This window comes from Leptospira vanthielii serovar Holland str. Waz Holland = ATCC 700522 (assembly GCF_000332455.1).
Classification (GTDB): Bacteria; Spirochaetota; Leptospiria; order Leptospirales; family Leptospiraceae; genus Leptospira_A; species Leptospira_A vanthielii.
This window is the reverse complement of the sequence record NZ_AOGY02000037.1, coordinates 23,229-42,139: the sequence shown is the minus strand read 5'-3', so window position 1 is coordinate 42,139 and position 18,911 is coordinate 23,229. Positions and strand designations below refer to the sequence as shown.

The 18,911-nt window shown below is 38.6% G+C and carries 15 protein-coding genes; 3 read left to right on the top strand and 12 right to left on the bottom strand.

Annotated elements, in window-relative coordinates; genetic code table 11:
* Positions 1–13: 13 nt before the first annotated feature.
* The gene (locus LEP1GSC199_RS07630) at positions 14–424 is read left to right on the top strand and encodes a response regulator (RefSeq protein ID WP_002980165.1); all 411 of its coding nucleotides are present in this window, start codon (positions 14–16) and stop codon (positions 422–424) included.
* Here the strand turns inward: LEP1GSC199_RS07630 and LEP1GSC199_RS07625 are convergent.
* Genes LEP1GSC199_RS07625 through LEP1GSC199_RS07610 form a run of 4 tightly spaced genes read right to left on the bottom strand, consistent with a single transcriptional unit; the run spans position 405 to position 5,649 of the window.
* On the bottom strand, positions 405–1,145 hold the full coding sequence (locus LEP1GSC199_RS07625; RefSeq protein ID WP_002980144.1) for a purine nucleoside phosphorylase YfiH/LACC1 family protein: 741 nt from the start codon (positions 1,143–1,145) through the stop codon (positions 405–407). The two genes, LEP1GSC199_RS07630 and LEP1GSC199_RS07625, sit on opposite strands and share 20 nt — an antisense overlap.
* Positions 1,145–2,704, bottom strand: a complete 1,560-nt coding sequence (locus LEP1GSC199_RS07620; RefSeq protein ID WP_002980091.1) for a hypothetical protein — start codon at positions 2,702–2,704, stop codon at positions 1,145–1,147. The genes LEP1GSC199_RS07625 and LEP1GSC199_RS07620 overlap by 1 nt, the downstream gene beginning before the upstream one ends.
* Positions 2,705–2,708: 4 nt before the next feature.
* Positions 2,709–3,770 (bottom strand): hypothetical protein, encoded by a 1,062-nt coding sequence (locus LEP1GSC199_RS07615; protein ID WP_232420712.1) that lies wholly within the window; start codon positions 3,768–3,770, stop codon positions 2,709–2,711.
* A gap of 31 nt (positions 3,771–3,801) precedes the next feature.
* The gene (locus tag LEP1GSC199_RS07610; protein WP_415857902.1) at positions 3,802–5,649 is read right to left on the bottom strand and encodes an extracellular solute-binding protein; all 1,848 of its coding nucleotides are present in this window, start codon (positions 5,647–5,649) and stop codon (positions 3,802–3,804) included.
* 54 nt (positions 5,650–5,703) lie between these two features.
* On the opposite strand from LEP1GSC199_RS07610, the gene LEP1GSC199_RS07605 reads away from it, so the two are divergent.
* Positions 5,704–7,032: an alpha-amylase family protein gene (locus LEP1GSC199_RS07605; protein ID WP_039926359.1), complete on the top strand. Its 1,329-nt coding sequence runs from the start codon at positions 5,704–5,706 to the stop codon at positions 7,030–7,032.
* On the opposite strand, the gene LEP1GSC199_RS07600 is transcribed toward LEP1GSC199_RS07605, so the two are convergent.
* The 7 genes from LEP1GSC199_RS07600 to LEP1GSC199_RS07570 form a co-directional block, all read right to left on the bottom strand.
* Positions 7,022–9,076, bottom strand: coding sequence for a RelA/SpoT family protein (locus tag LEP1GSC199_RS07600; protein WP_002980128.1), 2,055 nt, complete (start codon positions 9,074–9,076; stop codon positions 7,022–7,024). The genes LEP1GSC199_RS07605 and LEP1GSC199_RS07600 overlap by 11 nt on opposite strands.
* Positions 9,076–9,939: a carboxylating nicotinate-nucleotide diphosphorylase gene (nadC, locus tag LEP1GSC199_RS07595; RefSeq protein WP_002980153.1), complete on the bottom strand. Its 864-nt coding sequence runs from the start codon at positions 9,937–9,939 to the stop codon at positions 9,076–9,078. Before nadC ends, LEP1GSC199_RS07600 begins: the two co-directional genes overlap by 1 nt.
* 72 nt (positions 9,940–10,011) lie before the next feature.
* Positions 10,012–11,424, bottom strand: coding sequence for a lipoprotein LipL71 (locus LEP1GSC199_RS07590; protein ID WP_002980175.1), 1,413 nt, complete (start codon positions 11,422–11,424; stop codon positions 10,012–10,014).
* Positions 11,425–11,487: 63 nt separating this feature from the next.
* Positions 11,488–11,823: an STAS domain-containing protein gene (locus LEP1GSC199_RS07585; protein WP_002975418.1), complete on the bottom strand. Its 336-nt coding sequence runs from the start codon at positions 11,821–11,823 to the stop codon at positions 11,488–11,490.
* A gap of 93 nt (positions 11,824–11,916) precedes the next feature.
* Positions 11,917–13,032, bottom strand: coding sequence for a tRNA guanosine(34) transglycosylase Tgt (gene tgt, locus LEP1GSC199_RS07580; RefSeq protein ID WP_002980125.1), 1,116 nt, complete (start codon positions 13,030–13,032; stop codon positions 11,917–11,919).
* A complete protein-coding gene (locus LEP1GSC199_RS07575; RefSeq protein ID WP_232420710.1) occupies positions 13,032–13,469 on the bottom strand; it encodes a Fur family transcriptional regulator in 438 nt (145 codons plus the stop codon). The genes tgt and LEP1GSC199_RS07575 overlap by 1 nt, the downstream gene beginning before the upstream one ends.
* 65 nt (positions 13,470–13,534) lie before the next feature.
* Entirely contained in the window at positions 13,535–14,086 is a 552-nt protein-coding gene (locus tag LEP1GSC199_RS07570) for an LPS assembly lipoprotein LptE (RefSeq protein WP_002980143.1), read from the bottom strand.
* A 123-nt stretch (positions 14,087–14,209) separates the two neighbouring features.
* Here LEP1GSC199_RS07570 and LEP1GSC199_RS07565 point away from each other — a divergent pair, with 123 nt between their 5' ends.
* The gene (locus tag LEP1GSC199_RS07565; protein WP_002980149.1) at positions 14,210–16,021 is read left to right on the top strand and encodes a hypothetical protein; all 1,812 of its coding nucleotides are present in this window, start codon (positions 14,210–14,212) and stop codon (positions 16,019–16,021) included.
* Here LEP1GSC199_RS07565 and greA read toward each other — a convergent pair.
* Positions 15,994–18,759, bottom strand: coding sequence for a transcription elongation factor GreA (greA, locus tag LEP1GSC199_RS07560; RefSeq protein WP_002980169.1), 2,766 nt, complete (start codon positions 18,757–18,759; stop codon positions 15,994–15,996). The genes LEP1GSC199_RS07565 and greA overlap by 28 nt on opposite strands.
* Between the last annotated feature and the right edge of the window lie 152 nt (positions 18,760–18,911).

The following is an 18,911-nucleotide window of genomic DNA, read 5'->3' as shown; positions in this document are numbered from 1 at the left end:
TACGGAGATCATCATGCAAGCAGGCATCGGACCGACAGGCAGACCTTATCAAATTCTCATAGCAGAGAATTCCAAATTCCAATCCAAACAACTCCAACAGATTTTGGAATCAGAAGGTTTCAAAATCATCGGAGTCGCCGAAACAGGAAAAGAACTTTTACAAATGTATAAAGACAATCGCCAACAGATTGATCTTGTTACTATTGAAATTTTTCTTCCTGAGGTCGATGGGTATGCTGCATTCTGGGATATGAAAGAAATGGGTGTTCTTCCAAGAATCCTTTTCATCTCTGAAGAAAATACTCCTTCGGTGATCAAAGCCCTTCTCGAAAATGGAGCAATGGACTATATCGTAAAGCCCATCAAACGAGAAAAAATCCTAGAAAAGATCAAAGAAACTCTTCTTAAGATTCCCAGAGTATAAAGTTTAAATTGCGGCCCTCTTCTTTTGCCCTATGGCTAAAGTAAAGAGGGCTTTGAAATACATTGATATGGGAATTTTTGATTTCGCTTAAATTTCTAAATCGTTCGCGCACTCTCACTTCAATTGCAAGTCCCACATCCAATAAAAACTTTCCATTTCCTTTTGGAAAACAGACAGTTTCCCCTAAAGAAAGAAAATGGGCAGCTACATCTTCCCCCACCTCATAATCACCACCTTGAATATAAGGTCCAATTTCCATTTGGAGTTCGGCTAAATCATAACCATTACTTACTACTTCATCCAACAATCGCTCTGCAATTCCTAAACTCGTTCCTTTCCAACCAGAATGGACAACCGCTACAAATGGTCGTTTGTTGGAATAGAGAAACACTGGAACACAATCAGCCGTGCGAACGACAAGTAAGGTATTTGGTGATTCCGTATACAATCCATCTCCTGCAAACAGTGGAAGGGAATCCTTAGTCTCTAAATCAGAAGGAATCGAATGGATGGTATCTCCATGAACTTGATTGAGTGTCACGATTTGATGTGAAGGATCATTCCATTCCCCTTTTGCCCAGTCTTTTGTATACCCTATCCACCCTTCTGGAGTTTTGGGATAAACTGGATAAATTTCTTTCAAATCATCTAAACTTGGTTTGCCGGCAGTTCCGTAGGTGACTTTACCAAAGGTGGTGGAAATGACTTGAGAAAATTCCATTAGTTCTGCTCAAAAGATTTTGATTTGTTGGGATCCCAATGGTTTGCCTGGAAGGTCGCAAACAAATCATCACAATTCCAATCACCTCGAATACAGAGACGTTTGAATTTAATAGGATCATAATTCCAAACATAAAAGCGAATGGGAACCCCTCTCCAAGTGTATTGGATATGCGGCAAAATAACTCCGTGAAGGCGATTGTCGAGAAGGATATCTATCTTACGTTCGCTTAAATCTTCTTTGGTAAGCTTTCCTTCATGGCCGATCCTTCCACGTGTTTCGACTTTTTTCTTTGCAAATTCCCGATCAGTAAGACCCGATTCGGCCTCAAAGGCAAAAGTTGGTCTTAAATAATAAATAAAATGTGCTTGAGCACCAAAGAAAACTACGCGGAAATCCGCAAGTCCACCCACATCATAACCATCAGATCGAATTAGATGGTTTTCATAAAACATCCGTTCTTCGACAATTCCATGCCAGTCGGGAATCCGAGTCCCCTTTATTTTTAACGGATCCGTATATACGGCCGTCGATAGAATAAAGAAAAATGAAACAAGAAGCCGATTTTTTGTATAAAGCGAAGTAAATAATGTTGTTTGATGAGACTCAATTTGTGAATGTAAATCCCATTCGTTGATTTGTACAAAGGCCAAATAAGACAGATATGGTAAAATGGGAATCCAAAACCGATTCCCCATAAAATCTCCGCCAACATAAAAAACATAAAGAATGTATAATAGAACTGAGGAAAATAAAAACCGAAATTCCTTCTTGTATTGAAAGGACTTATAAATTTGTATTCCAGCAATCAAAAGAATCAAAAGGTATAAAGGGTAGGACTGAATGAAATAAAGTAAATAATAGATCCCCTGTAAAAAGTAAGCCCCTTTATTTCCTTTGGCATAAAAGGTATTGGGAAGTATGTCTTGGTAATAGAAATAACGAAAGCTGAGAAAACATAAAAACAAAAATCCAAATACAAAGGGTTTCCAATCTCGTTTTCGAAAAATCAAATCCAATGAAGCCACGAACAAAAAGAGAGCTCCCTCGGGTCGAACCAAGGCCGAAAGGAAAAATACGGGAAAAAGAAAGTCACTTTCCTTTTCCCATAACAGCAATCCGAAACAAATGAAAAAAGTAAAAACAGAAGTTTCTAAACCGGAAGTGGCAAAGATATAAAGATGATAGAACAGTGCCAAATGAACAATCAGAAGAGGGTAAACTTTCCCGAGTGAAACTCGGTTCTCTTCTTTAAAAAAAACAAACAATGTAGACAAATAAAAGAAAATCCCAACACCTATCGAGAGGGTTTGTGGTTTGATTCCAATCGCAAATCCAGAAGATAGAAGAAGTGTCCAAAGAAAATTTGTATATCCTTCCACTCTTTCGCCGGAATTAAATACAAGACCCGAACCTTCATAAAAATTTCTGGCATAGACAAAACTTATATAAGCATCATCGCAAATCCACTTCCACTTGTAGGCTTGGTAAAAACCAAATACAAAAAAAACTAATGTAAGAATGTAAAAGGAGAGGAGATTTCGTTTAAAAAACAGCATAACTTCAGTCCAATTCAAAGGATTTAATAAATTCTTCAATGATGAGTATATGATCCATCTCTGGTGTAGGATTCTCTTCCGAAGGTTCGTACAAGTAGTCGTCAAAAACGTGGAAGTCAAAAATTTTTAATTCAAAATCGGGTAAAGTGATGATGATATTTTCTGCATGAATATCAAAGATCAGTTTTTCTTCTTCTGCTAAAAATTTGGTAACTTCGATCACTCGATTGAAATCAACAGCAATTTTTTTAAGTTTGGATTTTGAGATCACACCAAACCTGTGAGAATCGAAATTCAATTTCCATTTGGGAAATAGTTTATTTAAAATAGGATTTTGTTCTAATTTTTCGTTACGTATTGTAAATTCTTTTAGATGTTTGCCGGCAAGTAGAGTTTGCTGATCACAAGGTGTGAGAGTGACATTGGGAATTCCAAAAGGATTGTTTCGAACTCTCAGACCCATAAAAAATCGAGTCGGAACCACCAAATCTGGAATGAGAGATTTTAACTTCCAGTAGTGTAATCTCTCCAAACCCAAACGTTTGAATTTAAAATCAATTTCATCTTTTTTAGAATCACGGAAAGTTTGTTTTTTTAAAAAATCTCTTAATTCAATTTCCTCTGGTTTTAAAAACCGAGTGATGTCACGCCCGACTTCTTTGTAAAGAGATCCAAAGATTACATCCGAAGGTAACTTAGACTTTCCAATTTTAACAACTTGGTTCCAAGGAAGTTTGTAAACAAATTTGTAGGAACCACGACCAATATACCCGTCCCGAGAGAGTGGCATAAAGTTATCCAAAAACTCCCTATCATAACGATAGGTAATTCGAAATACATGAGATACGGGAAACAATTTTTCATACAAGTTACGAAAGAAACCAGACTTCCGTAAAACTTCATCGACAGGAAGATCCTCAATAGGAATGGGAATTTCCTTTTTATCCGGATCGACAAACAGCTCTTTGTCGAGGCCTTTTTCCAATAACTCCAAAAACTGAGGAATTTTTCCCCAGTTTGGATATTGACTCCAGAGTTCGGTGAGCTTGTCTCTGATCCCCTTAATTGGACCTTTTTTCTCTTGCACTACTTAATTTCTACTTCCAACGAACCACAGCTTCGTAATCGGTAAATTTTTCTTTTTTGGCCAAAGCCTCGGATAAATTTTTATCTTTTTCTTCATCGTACCACCAGTAGTCAGAAGAAAAACTTTCATCCCCATACTTTCCGAGAGGAAGACTAGGCACTCCATATTTTTGCCAATACAGAAGTCTTGTGCTTGGTAAATGCCATAACAAAACATAAGGATATTCTTTATAAACAATCCGATCGATTTGTTTTAAGATTTCATTTCTTTTGGCGACAGAAAATTCTGTTTTTTGTTTTTCGATGAGTTTGTCCACTTCCGCCATTTTAAGACCAGGTAAGTTTGGTTGTCCGGCTTCGTCTGCATATTTGGATAACCATTGCGATTCTGGATCTTTAAAAATTCCCGATCCCCAAGCGGCCCATGTCATATCAAAATCATACTTATCAACTCTTTCACTCCAAGCAGCCAAATCTAAAGTATCAATTGATGCACGAATTCCCACTTCTTTTGCTTTCTCAAGAAATACAGTGAAATACTTTTCCGTTTTTTTATCACGATCTAAAATAGAAAATTGGAATGGTTTTCCATCCTTCTCCAAAATTCCTTCGGCGTTTGGTTTCCAACCCGCTTCTGCAAGTAGTTTCCTTGCTTTTTCAATATTAAACTCAGTAGGTTGGTTTGGATTTTTTTCTCCACCTAAATAAAAATCTGGATAATAACTATTTGTGGGATCATACTCACCATACGCTAGTTTGTCGATCATGAGTTTCCGATCCACAAGTAAGTTCATTGCTTCTCTCACACGTTTGTCAGAGAAAATAGAACGTCTTGAATTCATGGCCCAACCTTGAAATCCAATGGGTTTTAAATTAAATATCCTTTGTTTGGCGATCCAATTTTTATCAAATGGTTCACCTTTCGCTTCTTCTACCCAAACAAAAGCGGAATAAACAGGATAGATATCAATGTCTCCTTTTTTAAATGCTTGGAGTGCTACTGCTTCTTCGTTATATACTTTGTAGACGATTTGATCGAAGTTATTACGACCTTCATTGAAAGGATAGGCTCTTTGCCACCAGTCCCCTCTTCTTTCGAGTTTGATATAACGATTCTTTTTTACTTCGGTAATTTTGTAGGGGCCAGAGACTACAGGAAATTCCATATTTTCTTTGTTAAAATCTTTCCCCTCAAAATGGTGTTTCGGAAGGATAAAAATGGAAGAAGCTACATCATTGAAGTTATTCCAATGCACTTCCTTCGCCTCGAATACAACTGTTAGGTCATCCAATTTCACTGGTTTTAAGAATCTTGATAAAGAGACACGAAAAACGGCGGTTCCATTTTTGGGATTCATGATGGTGTCATAAGTAAAGATAACATCATCTGCCGTTACAGATTTTCCGTCAGACCAACGAGCGTTCGGATCTAGATAAAATGTAAATTTCTTTTTGTCAGGTGAGATTTTCCATTCCCTTGCTAAATGGGGAATGGTTTCTAAGGTGAGGGGATGATAACCAGTGAGAGGTTCATATAAACTGGTAAAGATACGTGCCGTTGTGGTAAACTGATCTAAATAATAATTTAAAGATTTAGGGAACTGATGAGAATAAACTCGGATCTTTCCTCCTTTCTTTGCTTTTGGATCTGCGACAGGATTTTTCACACGCAGAGCATTTGGAATGGAAGCCAAATCTCCCTGCCAAGGAATGTCATTGACCTTAGATAATGGTTCTTTTGTATCTTCTTCAGAACAATTTAAGGTAAGGAGCATTGACAAAAGTCCTGTCAAACCAACCAAAAGGAACTTGCGCAAGGAGGAACTATACTTGAGTAATTGAACTTTGTTATGAAACATCCCTTCCATCAAATCCATTTGTACGAGATAGGCTCAAGGCTTTTTTGTGCAAAAATGAAGGAACCACTCGAATCTCTGATCCTTGACCTAAAAAAATCCCCATCCTTTCTTTGGGCCGATGAAATTTGGTTCATGGGAGTCTGGAAAAATAGCCCCAAATCTAGGTTCATCGCACAAACCATGCCGGAACTCCAATCCAACTACCATTCCGTAAAACAAAACCTCGAGTTAGAAGATATTTACGGATCGCCCTATGCTATTTTCGAATATTTACCTGACGCCCTTGTTTCAAAAGAGAAGGACTTAACAGACCTTCATACAAACCTAAAACGATTGGGAAAAAAACTTATCCTAGACTTTGTGCCAAACCATATAGCCATTGATTCCCCTCTTGTTGATTCCAATCCTGATCTTTTTTTAATCGCAAGTGAATCGGTTTCCCTTAAAAATTCTTTTTTACATCAAAACGGAAACGTATACGTACATGGAAGAGATCCTTACTTTGATGGTTGGACCGATACCATCCAATGGGATTTTTCAAACCCGAATGTAGAGAAAAAACACATAGAGATACTAAAAAGTATCGCCAAACAGAGTGATGGTGTTCGCTGTGATATGGCGATGTTACTTCTTCCAGATGTTTTTGAAAAAACCCATGGAAAAAAATCTTTTTATGATTGGAGTCGTGTGATTCAATCCGTTCGAGAAGAGTATCCCGATTTTAAATTCTACGCGGAAGCCTATTGGGAAATGGAGGATAGACTCCTCAATTTAGGATTTGATGCTAGTTACGATAAGTCTATGTATGATGCCTTCAAAAATCAAAACTTCAACTTCATTTCCCAAAACTTACGACAAAATTCTGGACTAAAAAAAATTCGATTTTTAGAAAACCATGACGAAGAAAGAGCCAAACATCAATTTGGTGACAACTCCCACGCTTATTTTAGCCTTCTTTGTGCTACCGAATGTATTCTATTATTCCATGCCGGACAAGAGGTGGGATCCACCCAAAAAATTCCTGTCCAAATGATCCATACAGACGATGAAGAAACGGATCTCAGTTCTAAAGAGTTTTATGATCGGGCGTTTGTCGTAACCGCCAAAAGACAAGCGAATAGTTTGGTTTTCTGGCCAGATTACAAAGAATACAATGGCCGTTCTGTTTTTGTTAAATCCATCGAAACAGAAAAGGTTACAGAGCTTTTTCTTTGGAATGAACAAACTGCGGAAGTATCAGGTTGGATTTCATTCCAAGAAGGAATCCAATTCAAACCAAGTTTAACAGATATAGTGACAGGGAACACTTATCCGCAAACGAAGTCGGAGAAAGGAATATACTTCAAACTGGCACCAAACCAGGTGCAATGGTTTATTTTTTAACTCGCTCAGCAAAAACAACACCCTGGATCATTCGTAAGTTTTCCAGAATTTCCTTCAACTGGTCTAAATGATCTACTTCTAACATAAATTTGGCGGTCAGAGTTCCATTGGGATGAGAAGATGCCCCTGCTTCCAAAATATTTGTTTCTGTACTAGAAATGGATTCCACCATTGATAAATAGATTCCTTGCACATCTTTGGCTCGCACTTCGATTTGAATCGGGATCGGTTCCCCTGGTCCCTCCCAACGAACAGGAATGGTTTTCATCCACTCGAGTTGTTTGGTTGCGGTCGTACAATCTTTTTTATGAACACTCACTCCCCTTCCTCGGGTAATAAAACCAATAATCTCATCCCCAGGGATGGGCGTACAACAAGAAGCTACTCTAACAGGCACATCATTCCAGCCGGCAACCGAGATACCAAACTCTTTGGACTCTTCTTGGTGTGGGTGCGCCTTGTGAGGTTTTTTGATTTTTACTTTTTTGATTTCTTTAATTGTATTTTCATCTATCGCATGTGTTGATGTTTCCAATACAGAACCAATCGTTTCTCTTTGTGAGTCTTCTTGTAATTTTCTAAAATAAGCACGTAACTTCTGTCTTGCGCCAGATGTTTTGACAATTCGTAACCAAATAGGTGAGGGTTTAGAACTTTTTTCAGTGATGATCTCAACCTGGTCGCCAGACTTCAGTTCCGTACGAAGTGTAACCATTCGTCCATTCACCTTCCCACCTCGAGCATGAAGTCCCACATCAGTATGAATTCGGAAAGCATAATCGAGTACAGTGGCACCTTTTGGCATCTCGATGATCTCACCTTTGGGGGTAAAAACAAAAACCTCATCTTCATGGAGATCATATTGTAGTTCTTCCATAAATTCTTTCGAATCAAGGCTTGGGTCTTGCCAAGATTTTAGAATCTCTAACCATTTCATTCGGAAGGCATTTTCTACACCGTTCTGCAGAATGACTGAAGTTTTCGATAGATTTGTGGATTCCTTATAGGCCCAGTGAGCAGCCACACCATTTTCAGCAATGGCATTCATATCTTTGGTTCGAATTTGTACTTCCATCGGTCGACCATCGGGACCAAAAACAGTTGTATGTAAGGATTGGTATAAATTCGTTTTGGGTGTTGCGATATAATCTTTAAATCTGCCAGGAATCGGTGTCCAAAGTGTATGAACAATCCCAAGAACTCCATAACAATCCTTAATTTCATTTGTGATGATCCGAAGTGCGCGAAGGTCAAAGATCTCTGAAAAAGATTTTTCCTTTGTCACCATCTTTCGATAAATGGAATAAAAATGTTTTGCCCGACCATCAAGACGAGCATCAATACTAATTTCTGCTAACCTTTGTTTAAGGATAATTTTTATTTTTTCAATGTATTCATCACGTTCTGATTTTTTGGCAGAGACACGTTTTTTAATTTCTTGGTATTCTTCAGGGTGTAGAGATTGGAAAGCCAAATCTTCCAACTCAAACTTTACTTTATAAACACCAAGTCTACCCGCAATGGGTGCGTACAACGATAAAACTTCTTTGGCGATTCGTTTTTGTTTTTCTTCCGGTTGGAATTTTAAGGTTCGGACGTTATGTGTTTTATCAGCTAATTTAATTAACATCACCCGCACATCTTTGATTGTTGCCAGTAACATCTTGCGAATATTCTCTGCGGCTTCTGTTTCTTTCGATTGCGATTTGATTTCAGAAATTTTAGTCACACCTTCGACAAGTGCGGCAATATCTTCACCAAACTCACGAGCCATTTCTTCTTTGCTGTAACTAGTATCTTCTACCACATCATGCAAAAGACCGGCAGCAATGGCTCTTTCATCCAAACCCAGTTCATCGAGTACGGAAGCTACATTCATTGGATGGATGATATAAGGCTCTCCCGATAATCTTTTTTGCCCCGTATGCATTTTGTCCGCAACATTGTAAGCTTTTTCTATAAAACTGGCTTTTTCTGGACCCAGTCTTTTATGGACAGCATCGAATAACTCCTGTTTATCTTTAATGTCTTGGTACAATCCCATTATTTGATATCCAAACTTATATCTAAAAACTTTACTGTATGTGTTAAATAACCCATACTCACACCGATATCTTGGAACCTAGAGAGGAATTTTAACTTTTCTGGCGTAATCCCACCCGAACATTCTATACGAATCTGAGGAGAATTTCCTTTGATTCGTTCTATTGCTTTTTCTGTATCAGAATCAGAAAAATTATCTAACAAAATAATATCAGGATTTGAATTCATAGCTTCATCAAGCTGCGATAGACCATCGATTTCTAGTTCTATTTTTTTATCCGGATTAGCATTTCGAACAATTTGCACAGCAGTTTGTATAGATCCTGCTTTTGCTACATGGTTATCTTTAAGCATTGCCATTTCAGACAAATTCAATCGGTGATTAGCCCCTCCACCAGTGTATACTGCATACTTAGCTAGTTTTCTATAACCTGGCAGAGTTTTCCTGGTATCTAAAACCAAAAGATTCGGAAATTCATTTGCCACCTTACTTGCGTTTGTTGCAATACCTGAAAGGTATTGGATAAAATTTAAAAGGATTCGTTCCATTTTTAAAACGGAAACAAGAGAACCCTCTAATTTGCCAATGACTGTGCCCTTGGAAAGTGTGGCACCATCGATAAGGATGGGTTTCCATACCACGTTAGCATTCGTTTTCCGAATGAGGCATGGTAAAACGGCAAGGCCACACAAGATACCATCCTCTTTTGCCAGGAGCTCTGCCTTACAAAATTCATCAGAACGGAAAAGAGAATCAGTTGTGATATCACCCGCAGGTAGGTCTTCTTCTAACGCTAGTGTCACAAGTGCGTCAAAGTCTTTTTCCGAAATTTCCGTAACAGGTGTCGTGTATCCTCTTATCATGTTATCCTATTCTTTAGACAAAAAAAAAGCTGTCGTTACGACAGCTTTTTTTTCAGATCACCTAAACATTGTTTATTGTTTAGGTGCTTTTCCGATTTTCCCAGTTTTCGGAGGGATATTCAATTTTTGTTTTGGATAAATCAAATTTTTGTTACGAATCGATTTACGATTTGCTTCAAAAATCCTTGGCCAAAGTTTTGCGTCGTTATAGATATCTTCTCTATCAGCAATTCTCCAAAGGCAATCTGCAGGGTTTGACTTTTCTACAGTGTATCTTTTCCAACCGCCAGTAAGTTCCTCTATTTGAGAAGAAGATGTTTTATCACCGTCTGTCTCTGTTGTCGTTGTCTTTGTAGTGTTGTCAGCTTGCGTTTCTACAGCTGCGCGGTCTTTTTTCGCAACAGTAGTTTTCCCTTTCAAAGTTTCGACCTGGTCAATAGAGATTTCTGCCAAACGAATGGCTTCTTCCGACTGAGCAATGGAATCATCAAATTTTTCTTGTTCTAAAAGATTACCTGAAGCTTGAAGAGATTCGTTGGAAGCACCAAGGTTTTCTTGAGTACTTGCGTAGGATTCTTTTGCATTAGATTTCAAAAAAGTTTCAGCGTTCAATTCACCAAAACGAGCGTTTGCATCCTCTACAACTTCACGAGCTTGCAAGTTGCGATTTTTTGCATGGTCTTTTACAGAAGCTTGTAACAAAGAAGCTGAAGCCAAACTTGCGGCTTTGATCTTTTCGTCAGCAGTTTTCAAACGACCAGCGGCAATGTCTTCACGTGCAGAAGCTATACGAGCTTTCTCTTCATCAATAGCAGGGTTTCCCCCTTTAGAATAAGTATAGGCTTTTTCTAATACGGCATCCACTTCATCAGCAGATTGGCGAACAAAACCTGAACGGTCCAAAGCAACCTTCTTTGCATCTTGGCTGATTTTAGCCGCTTCTACAAAATTATTGTGTGCATCTTCATATTCTTGTAAGGCAACGGTCCGTTTTAATTCTTTTGCTGTTTCGTCTTTGTCTTCACGTAAATAGGACGCAAGGCTAGCATCCGCTTGTGCTAACTTTGTTTCCCCAGCATCACGAGCCGTAACCGCTTTTTTAAATTCTTCAGGAGTGTATTCAGAAGCGTACGCTTCGTCCGCAGCATCAATGGCCGTTACTGCTTCTTCGCGAGATTTAGCAGCAAGTTTCGGTAGAGTTTTTTCCAAAGCATCATAAGCTTTAGAAATAGCATAGTCCGCACTCTTTTTGGAGTCAGATGCTTTTTCTTCAGAAGCAAATTCATTCGCAGAAATTAAACTTCTTTTTGCTTCGGAAAATTCTTCCGGAGCATATTCTTCTGCAGAAAGTCTTTCTGCTCTTTCTACTTGAGATTTTGCAAGCGCAAGTTCTTTCACTGGAAGTTCTTGTGCACAATTAACAAATCCGATAGAGAACAATACCAATCCAGAGAGAAAGACTGCTGTCTTTTCCTTTCTTAACATAACAAGCTCCTTAATTTTTCTTCGGGGGGTTTGTAAGAGAGAAGCGCAAATACGCTTCCCCTTTTACTTAAAAGCAGTGACGGCTTCGTCTTCGCTGTCAAAAATTTCAAAAAATGAAGTCAACTTTGTGAGTTCAAATACTTTACGAACCGAACCAGCCACGTTGATGATTTTAAGCCCACCTTGGTATTTCTTCAAGTTGGACAAACTTGAAATTAAAGCTCCAATTCCGGAAGAGTCGATGTAGGAAACCTTCTCGAGATTGATGACGATGCAATACTTTTGTTCTTCGATCAATTTGGCGATTACATCCTTGATCTCAGGCGCGTTATAAAGGTCGATTTCCCCGTTAATATCGAGGACTACGATTTTATCTTTTTCCCTTCTGGTGATTTCCATGTGTGTCTAGAGACTCCTCAATGAAGCTACAATCAATGTAGAAATGACGGTACAATTGCATTCAAAAAAAAGAGATACGTCAACCTAATAATTTTAGCTACCAAACAAATTTTTCCAATGGTCATAAAAACCCTTAAAATTGCCTATTTCTATGGCCTTTCGCATCCTTTCCATGAAGCTTTGCATAAAATATAAGTTGTGATACGTTGAGAGTGAGAAAGCAGTCAATTCCTTCACCTTATGTAAGTGGCGAATGTAGCCAAGGCTATATGTTTTACAAACCTTACACCCACATTCGGGGTCAATGGGACCATCTGCCAATCGATGGACTTCATTCCTTAAGTTGAGTTTGCCAAAAGAGGTGAACACTTGGCCATTTCTAGCGTTCCTTGTTGGCAATACACAGTCAAACATGTCGACACCATTCTTTACACCTTCCAGAATGTCCACAACGGTTCCTACACCCATTAGATAACGAGGACGCGCCTGGTCGAAATAAGGTGCCATACATTCTAAAATGCGAATGTATTCTGGCCTCGGCTCCCCTACACTGAGTCCGCCAATGGCAATTCCTGGAAAATTTATATTTTGTAATGTATCTAAACTTCGTTTTCTAAGGGATTCATTGACCCCTCCTTGGACTATGGGAAATACATTTTGGCCATTAGGCCTTTCCATCCAATATTCATAAGATTCTTTGGCCCAGCGGTGTGTTCTGTCCAGCGCGAGTTCTAATCGTTTGAGGTCACTTCCATAAGGCGCACAATCGTCGAGGACCATCATAATATCAGATCCAATCGAACGTTGCATATCAATCACAGAAGCAGGAGTGAATTTATGATGGCTCCCATCAATATGGGACTGAAACCGAACTCCATCCTCTTCGAATTTAAAAAGACTAGCTAGGCTAAAGACCTGAAACCCACCCGAGTCTGTCAGTAAGGCTCGTTTGTAAGACATGAAATTTTTTAGACCATGAAAATGATCTAATACTTCTTTGCCGGGTTTTAGATATAAATGATAAGTATTGGCAAGGATTAAATTATAACCTAATTCATCAATATCCGAGGAAGAGAGAGATTTGATACTCCCTCTTGTTCCCACAGGCATAAAAATAGGAGTCTCAATTTGAACTCCGTTAAGTAAAAGAGTTCCAGTTCTTGCGTAAGATCCAGAGTCTTTCGATCTTTCTTTAAAAATAGAAAACACTATTTTCTGATTTTATGTTCACAATTTGCAAAATTCAGACAATTTCCAAATATATTCAAACTATGACCAGTGATGGTAAATCCATTTTCTGATGCGGCTTTGTTTTGTAACTCTTCAATTCTTGCATCGATAAACTCTACAATTCGGCCACATTGCATACAAATGATATGATCATGGTGTTCATGACCAATGATATGTTCGTAGTATTTGTAATCTTTCCCAAAATCATGTTCCTCAAGGAGCCCCGCCTCCACCATAATCGCGAGGATTCTGTAAATGGTTGCTTTGGAGATACGATCCTTATTGTCCTTTAATTCATCCAAAAGACCTTCAGCAGTAAAATGATTGTGTGAAGAAAAAATCTTTTGAGCAACTAACAAACGTTGGTTGGTAATTTTGAGTCCTTTTTCTTTAAGATACTCTTCGAAGGCGAGCATCTCCTTTTTTGTGTCGTCTGTGGAAATAGGATCGTTTTGCAAGGTTTGTCTCCTAATGATTCAACTTAATTCAAAATTCCAGAAAGAGAATAATACCATGCTCTTTCTGATTCTTCAGCAATTCGAAGTGCCATCACCCGAAGTAGGCGATTCTGAGCTTCCAATTCTGATTCCCGAAATCCAATCTGTGTAGAAAAATGGACCCGTCCAGGAATTTCACTGCGTTCCATAGGGATTTTATTTCCCGTCTCCGCCTCAATGATTTCCACTCGAGTGACTACGAATAGTTCCGAGGTAATTTGTCTGTCCGCAAGATCCATAAGATCTCCGACTTGTTGGTAGTGAACAATCTCCGCATACAACCTGTATTTCGCGAGAGTTTTTTCTCTTGTTGTGATAAACCTTCCGCGTCTGTCAATTTCTTCCATAATCATTTGGGTAAGGCGGGTGTGCATTCCGGGAGAGTAGGTATTGTTTCTAACATTTTGAATGTAGATCAAACGTTTAGAATCGGGGATAGGAACCCCATCAATTTTGGGAGGTCTTCCCGGTTCCTTCGATAAAAAGGCACAACCAGAAATGGCGAGGATTAAAAAGGATACAATGCCTTGTTTCATACAGAAATGTTCCCTGTCATCTTAGGTCCCAAGTCTAGTTTGTCAAGGGAATCGAAACGAAGGGAAATTCTCTAGATTTCAGGAAAGGCATGACAAAGCAAGTGGTAGGATTCTGATTCTCCCATGGAGATATCTCTTCTTCGTACTTTTACAATCCTACTTTGCCTTGGCCCTTTAGCTCTATGGGGACAAACTAAAATTCCAGAAATTCCCCATAGTGAGGTGGGTTTTCCCCTACCCTACTACTCTCCGGTTTCTGGAACCTTTGCTGAAATTCGTAACCATAACTTACATTTGGGATCTGATTTCAAATCTTATGGCCTGAATGGTCACAGCATCTTAGCAACGTTTGATGGTTATATTGAAGAAATCAGTTATTCGAAAACGGGATACGGACTTTCTCTCAATCTTTATAGTCCAAAATACAAATTGAAATCCAAATATGCCCACTTACATTCCTTTGGTGGTAGTTTGTATGATTTAGAACTTTTGAGGCAAGCCATTCTACTAATGGGAGATCCAAACGGTTTTCAACTCAAACTCCCTCCGGGTTTATTTACGGCTAAAAAAGGAATTTCTCTTGGAAAAACAGGAGAATCGGGATCTGGGATATCGCACCTCCATTTAGAATTTCGATCAGAAAAAGGAAATATCAATCCTCTTTACTTTCAAGAAATCCATCAAAAAGATACCACTCCTCCCACTATCCTTTCCATGTATTTGGAAGGCGACAATTTAGAAAAACCCATGCTTCTTTTGGCCAAAGAAAAATCTAAAGGGAAGTATGATTTGTTTACAGACACAGGAGATTTATTTGAATCCATCACTCTTACAGGCAAGGTACGCATTCGTTTGAGTGGTTATGATTTGATTCGTTCCCGAAACAAAAACAACGTGTATGGGATGGACTTGTCTGTGAATGGAAAAACTATTTTTAGTCGTAATTTCGATTTTTTAGCTTATGAAGATGGGTCCAAAAAACACCAGTTCTACGATATCAATAGGTCCTCACTCTCACCACCCGTTTATTTTTATCATATATATGAACGGTCCAAAAATTTCAAAGAAGAAGGTTTTTCTTTGGATTTGGAAAGTTACAAACCAAAAGAAAAATTAGAATTAGTAGTTTCACTTCGGGATGCGACAGGAAACAAATCTTCGGTAGTTTTTACTGTGATCCATGAGAAAAATAATACAGAACCCATTCGGTTTGTTAAAAATCGGAAGAATGGAAACAGTTACAACTCTCCAGAGGGAAAAGTTAGTTTGGATTTGTCTAAAGCAGAAGTTTCAGGAGAAGGAACTTTACTCATCAACGAAATCAGTAAAAAAGAGATTCCTTTTAAAATTCCAGTAGGTCTTCCCCTCAAAGGAAAAATCTACCAAATAGATACAAAAAAAATGAGTTGGAAGGGAGAAGGATTAGGAGAATGGAATATGGGTTATACGCCAACTATAAAAGATTCCCTTTATTTTTATGATTCTTCCATTCAGAAATTTCAATCCATCACCCAAAAAAGAAAACCAAATGGTTTTAGTTTTAAACTTACAAAACTTGGATATCTTATGGTTTTGTCTGATGAAACTCCACCGACAATCTTTCCTATGACCTCCCTTGCCCGCTACATCGAACTTCCAGAAGTGAGGAACCATTGTTTTGAAGAAAGGTTTTATGTCATTGGAGACGTGGGAAGTGGATTTCGAACGAGTGTTGAGCTCATGCTCGACGGACAAACATATCCCTATGAATACGATCCCGACAGGCGTGCCATCCGAGTGATCATTCCGAAAAGCCTACAAAAAGAAAGGCCTTATCTTCTTTTGGAAGCTAAGGCCTTTGATTTCGCCGGAAATGTTTCCGAACCGTTTGTGGATTTAATTTCTACTAGCGGTTGGTCGGAAGAACTTCAGGCCTCTTGTCCTGTCATGGAGTAACGAGCAATATCCAATACTTCGTAAACAGTTTCTGTGGATCCGAAAACAAGTAACGCTTCGTTTCCAGTATGTTTGCCAAGAAGTGATTTTGCGAGTGGTGACTGGTATGAGATGATATTCTTTTCAGTATCCGCATCCCATGCCCCAAGAATCGAATAAGTAACCACTTCGCCACTTTGTTTGTTTTTCAAACGCACTGTGGTTCCGATTCCTACTTTGTCAGATTTTACATCACTTAGGTCGAGAATCCTTGCACTTTTCAGTTCTGCTTCCAATCGTTTGATGGCCGCTTGTAACTGAGATTGTTTTTCCATCGCTGCTTTGTATTCTGCGTTTTCTCGTAAGTCCCCTTTCTCTTGGGCCTCTCCAATATCACGCGAGTTTTCAGCCATCTCTACGTTTACAAGGTGTTCAAACTCTAGTTTTTTCGCATTGAAGGCACGACGAGTCACAAGTACCACATCGTTTGGAAGGTTTGCTAAAGGATCATCATCAGCATCTTCTTCTGAATCGTATTCATCCCAAACAATGTTTGGTTTGAGTTCGTTGATAAGCGCATATAGTTGGTCTTTTTCTAAATCAGTTACATAAGGAACTTCTTTGAAAAGGGCAAAAAGTTTACGAACATACTCATCGTCTGCGTTGGTTAAAATGTCTCGGAGAAGGCTATTATCCTTTCCAAAAAGAATGTCCATCGCTTGGTTTTTGAGTTTCGTTCCTTTGTCTTCAATCTTTGCAAGGGGTTTGAGGATACGGAATACGCGAAGAACTAAATCTTCTTCACTTACCTTCAACCAATCAAACTTCCAAGTATGAGATAGGATCGATTTTGCGACCCAAAGGAAAACCTCAGGGTTTTCTTTCGATTTGTTAGAAACTGTTTCTACAAACAAATTGAGTTCTGCAAATTTTTCATCCGCTACTAAGTTTTGGAAAACAGATCGGTTTACCTTTACTGGGACTTCAAATAAAAGTCCAATGAGAATATTGATCGCCTCTGGATGGTAGGTACGGATGAGATCCTTAAATCCTTTTTTGATATCCGTATTTTCCAATGCTTTGGAGATCTTCAGAGCTTCGTCTTTAGAAAGGGACTGAATGAGCGTTGATAATTCTTGTTCGCGAATTTTATGAGAAAACTCTTCTGTCGGCCAAGCTTTACCTGCTTCTTCCAAATACAAATAAGCAGAGAGTTTACGAATGGAATCTCTTGCTGACTCTTCTTCGCTATAATGAGAGATAAAAAAGTCACCAGCTTCTGCGGCTTCATCCGCATCACGAACCGCTTCCATAGCGATTTCTAATTTTTTATTACTATCACTGGTTGCTTGGAATTTCTGAGTGAGAGTTTCGGAGTGAGTGATCGGTTTTTCATGGTAAACCACTTCATCCTTTTTCTTAGGATTCATTCCGATATTCGCTTCTTTTTTCAGAACCGACTTCACCTTCGCCCACCACTTAGACCATTCTTCTTGTTTCAAAAAGGTTCCGATGAGTTCGTTCTTCATGTCACCAATGATCATTCGGTTGTCATAAGATTTCAGAAGTTGTTTTAAAAACTCAGGTAAGTTCTCAGCAAACATGGAATTGATACCATTTTTGTCTTCGTAGTGTTGTACCCAAATATGGTCTTTCTTCAATGGTTTTAAAGAAGTGATAGCCATTTGGATAGAAAGTTTATGGTCTTTCTTTTCTTCAAAATCAACAAAGATAGAATCTCCGGTTTGGGAGATGGATGTAATTTTACCTACACCCCAGTTTCTATGCATTACATAGTTACCAGTATCAAATACGATATTTCTTTCGAAGTTGGTGATACAAAGTTTTACCGGTTTACGGTTGTTACCCAGTTCACTCATTTTGAGGAAATCTTCTAGTAGTGAGTGTGCAGTGTATTTTTGTTTGTAAGCACGAATGAGTTCGTTTCTTGCTTTTTGAGATGCTGCTTCATGTTCTAAAATCTTTTTTAAGAAGTAGATGACATGATCCCAATCTTCCATTGCCTTAAAAGGTTCAACGATTGGATAAAGAAGTCCAACAAGGCGAGTTTTTTCTCTTTGGCCAAGAAGGATACGTTCAATTTTATCGAAGAAAGAAACATCCTCATAGTTATTTTGAACTATGGTAGGCCAAATTTCCTCCATCGGAACGTATTCTTTGTTCTTTGCATACATCTCAACTGCGAGTTTGAGATAGGAAATTGCTTTCGGTTTGTCCTCTTCCATAATGGAAAAGCCATACTTCTTTGCAATCTCTGGGTTTTTACGATCTTGTTTGGCAAGTTTCTCAAGAACTACTTTGAGTTCTTTGTTTTTCTTGAGTTTATCAAGTGCCTCTGCTTTTACGCGGAGAGCAAGCCTATGATCACCAAATCGTAAAATAGAATCAGTAATGTATTCAATGATAGTCCATTTTGCGTGAGCTTTGAAAGAATCCAAAATGCTCTTCACCAAATTTGCGTCTCCCATGGAATCTTCCATGAAAGAAATAATCATTAACATATATTTGGCGGAGATAGACTCAGGATGTTCTTTGAAATGGTCTTCAATTTTTTGTTTAGCTTCCGCTAAACGATTTTCTGCCTTATATGCATCAATGACATCGTCAAAGATTTTGAATTTGGAAACGGGAACCGTTCCAGCATCAGCACGCACATAAATTTCCTCATTAAAGAGAGGTGTTAGTTTGTCGTTGTCGGCGATTTTGTTTGATTTGTCTTCGGTAATAGTATCAGGCATGAAAAGAATCTCCCTCTTCGTATTTCCAATAAAGGGTGTTCATAGTTCCTATAAAGTTGTTACGGTAAATTTAGCGATGAATCCGCGAAAAGAACAGTCCTAGAGTTCATTTTTTAGGTCCGTTCGATTCTGTAAAGCCAAAAAACCCAGCC

Coding starts and splice junctions, on each gene's coding strand:
- LEP1GSC199_RS07630 (WP_002980165.1), top strand. CDS start 14: ATGCAAGCAGGCATCGGACCGACAGGCAGACCTTATCAAATTCTCATA.
- LEP1GSC199_RS07625 (WP_002980144.1), bottom strand. CDS start 1,145: ATGGAATTTTCTCAAGTCATTTCCACCACCTTTGGTAAAGTCACCTAC.
- LEP1GSC199_RS07620 (WP_002980091.1), bottom strand. CDS start 2,704: ATGCTGTTTTTTAAACGAAATCTCCTCTCCTTTTACATTCTTACATTA.
- LEP1GSC199_RS07610 (WP_415857902.1), bottom strand. CDS start 5,649: ATGTTTCATAACAAAGTTCAATTACTCAAGTATAGTTCCTCCTTGCGC.
- LEP1GSC199_RS07605 (WP_039926359.1), top strand. CDS start 5,704: ATGAAGGAACCACTCGAATCTCTGATCCTTGACCTAAAAAAATCCCCA.
- LEP1GSC199_RS07600 (WP_002980128.1), bottom strand. CDS start 9,076: ATGGGATTGTACCAAGACATTAAAGATAAACAGGAGTTATTCGATGCT.
- nadC (WP_002980153.1), bottom strand. CDS start 9,939: ATGATAAGAGGATACACGACACCTGTTACGGAAATTTCGGAAAAAGAC.
- LEP1GSC199_RS07590 (WP_002980175.1), bottom strand. CDS start 11,424: ATGTTAAGAAAGGAAAAGACAGCAGTCTTTCTCTCTGGATTGGTATTG.
- LEP1GSC199_RS07585 (WP_002975418.1), bottom strand. CDS start 11,823: ATGGAAATCACCAGAAGGGAAAAAGATAAAATCGTAGTCCTCGATATT.
- LEP1GSC199_RS07575 (WP_232420710.1), bottom strand. CDS start 13,469: ATGCTCGCCTTCGAAGAGTATCTTAAAGAAAAAGGACTCAAAATTACC.
- LEP1GSC199_RS07570 (WP_002980143.1), bottom strand. CDS start 14,086: ATGAAACAAGGCATTGTATCCTTTTTAATCCTCGCCATTTCTGGTTGT.
- LEP1GSC199_RS07565 (WP_002980149.1), top strand. CDS start 14,210: ATGGAGATATCTCTTCTTCGTACTTTTACAATCCTACTTTGCCTTGGC.
- greA (WP_002980169.1), bottom strand. CDS start 18,759: ATGCCTGATACTATTACCGAAGACAAATCAAACAAAATCGCCGACAAC.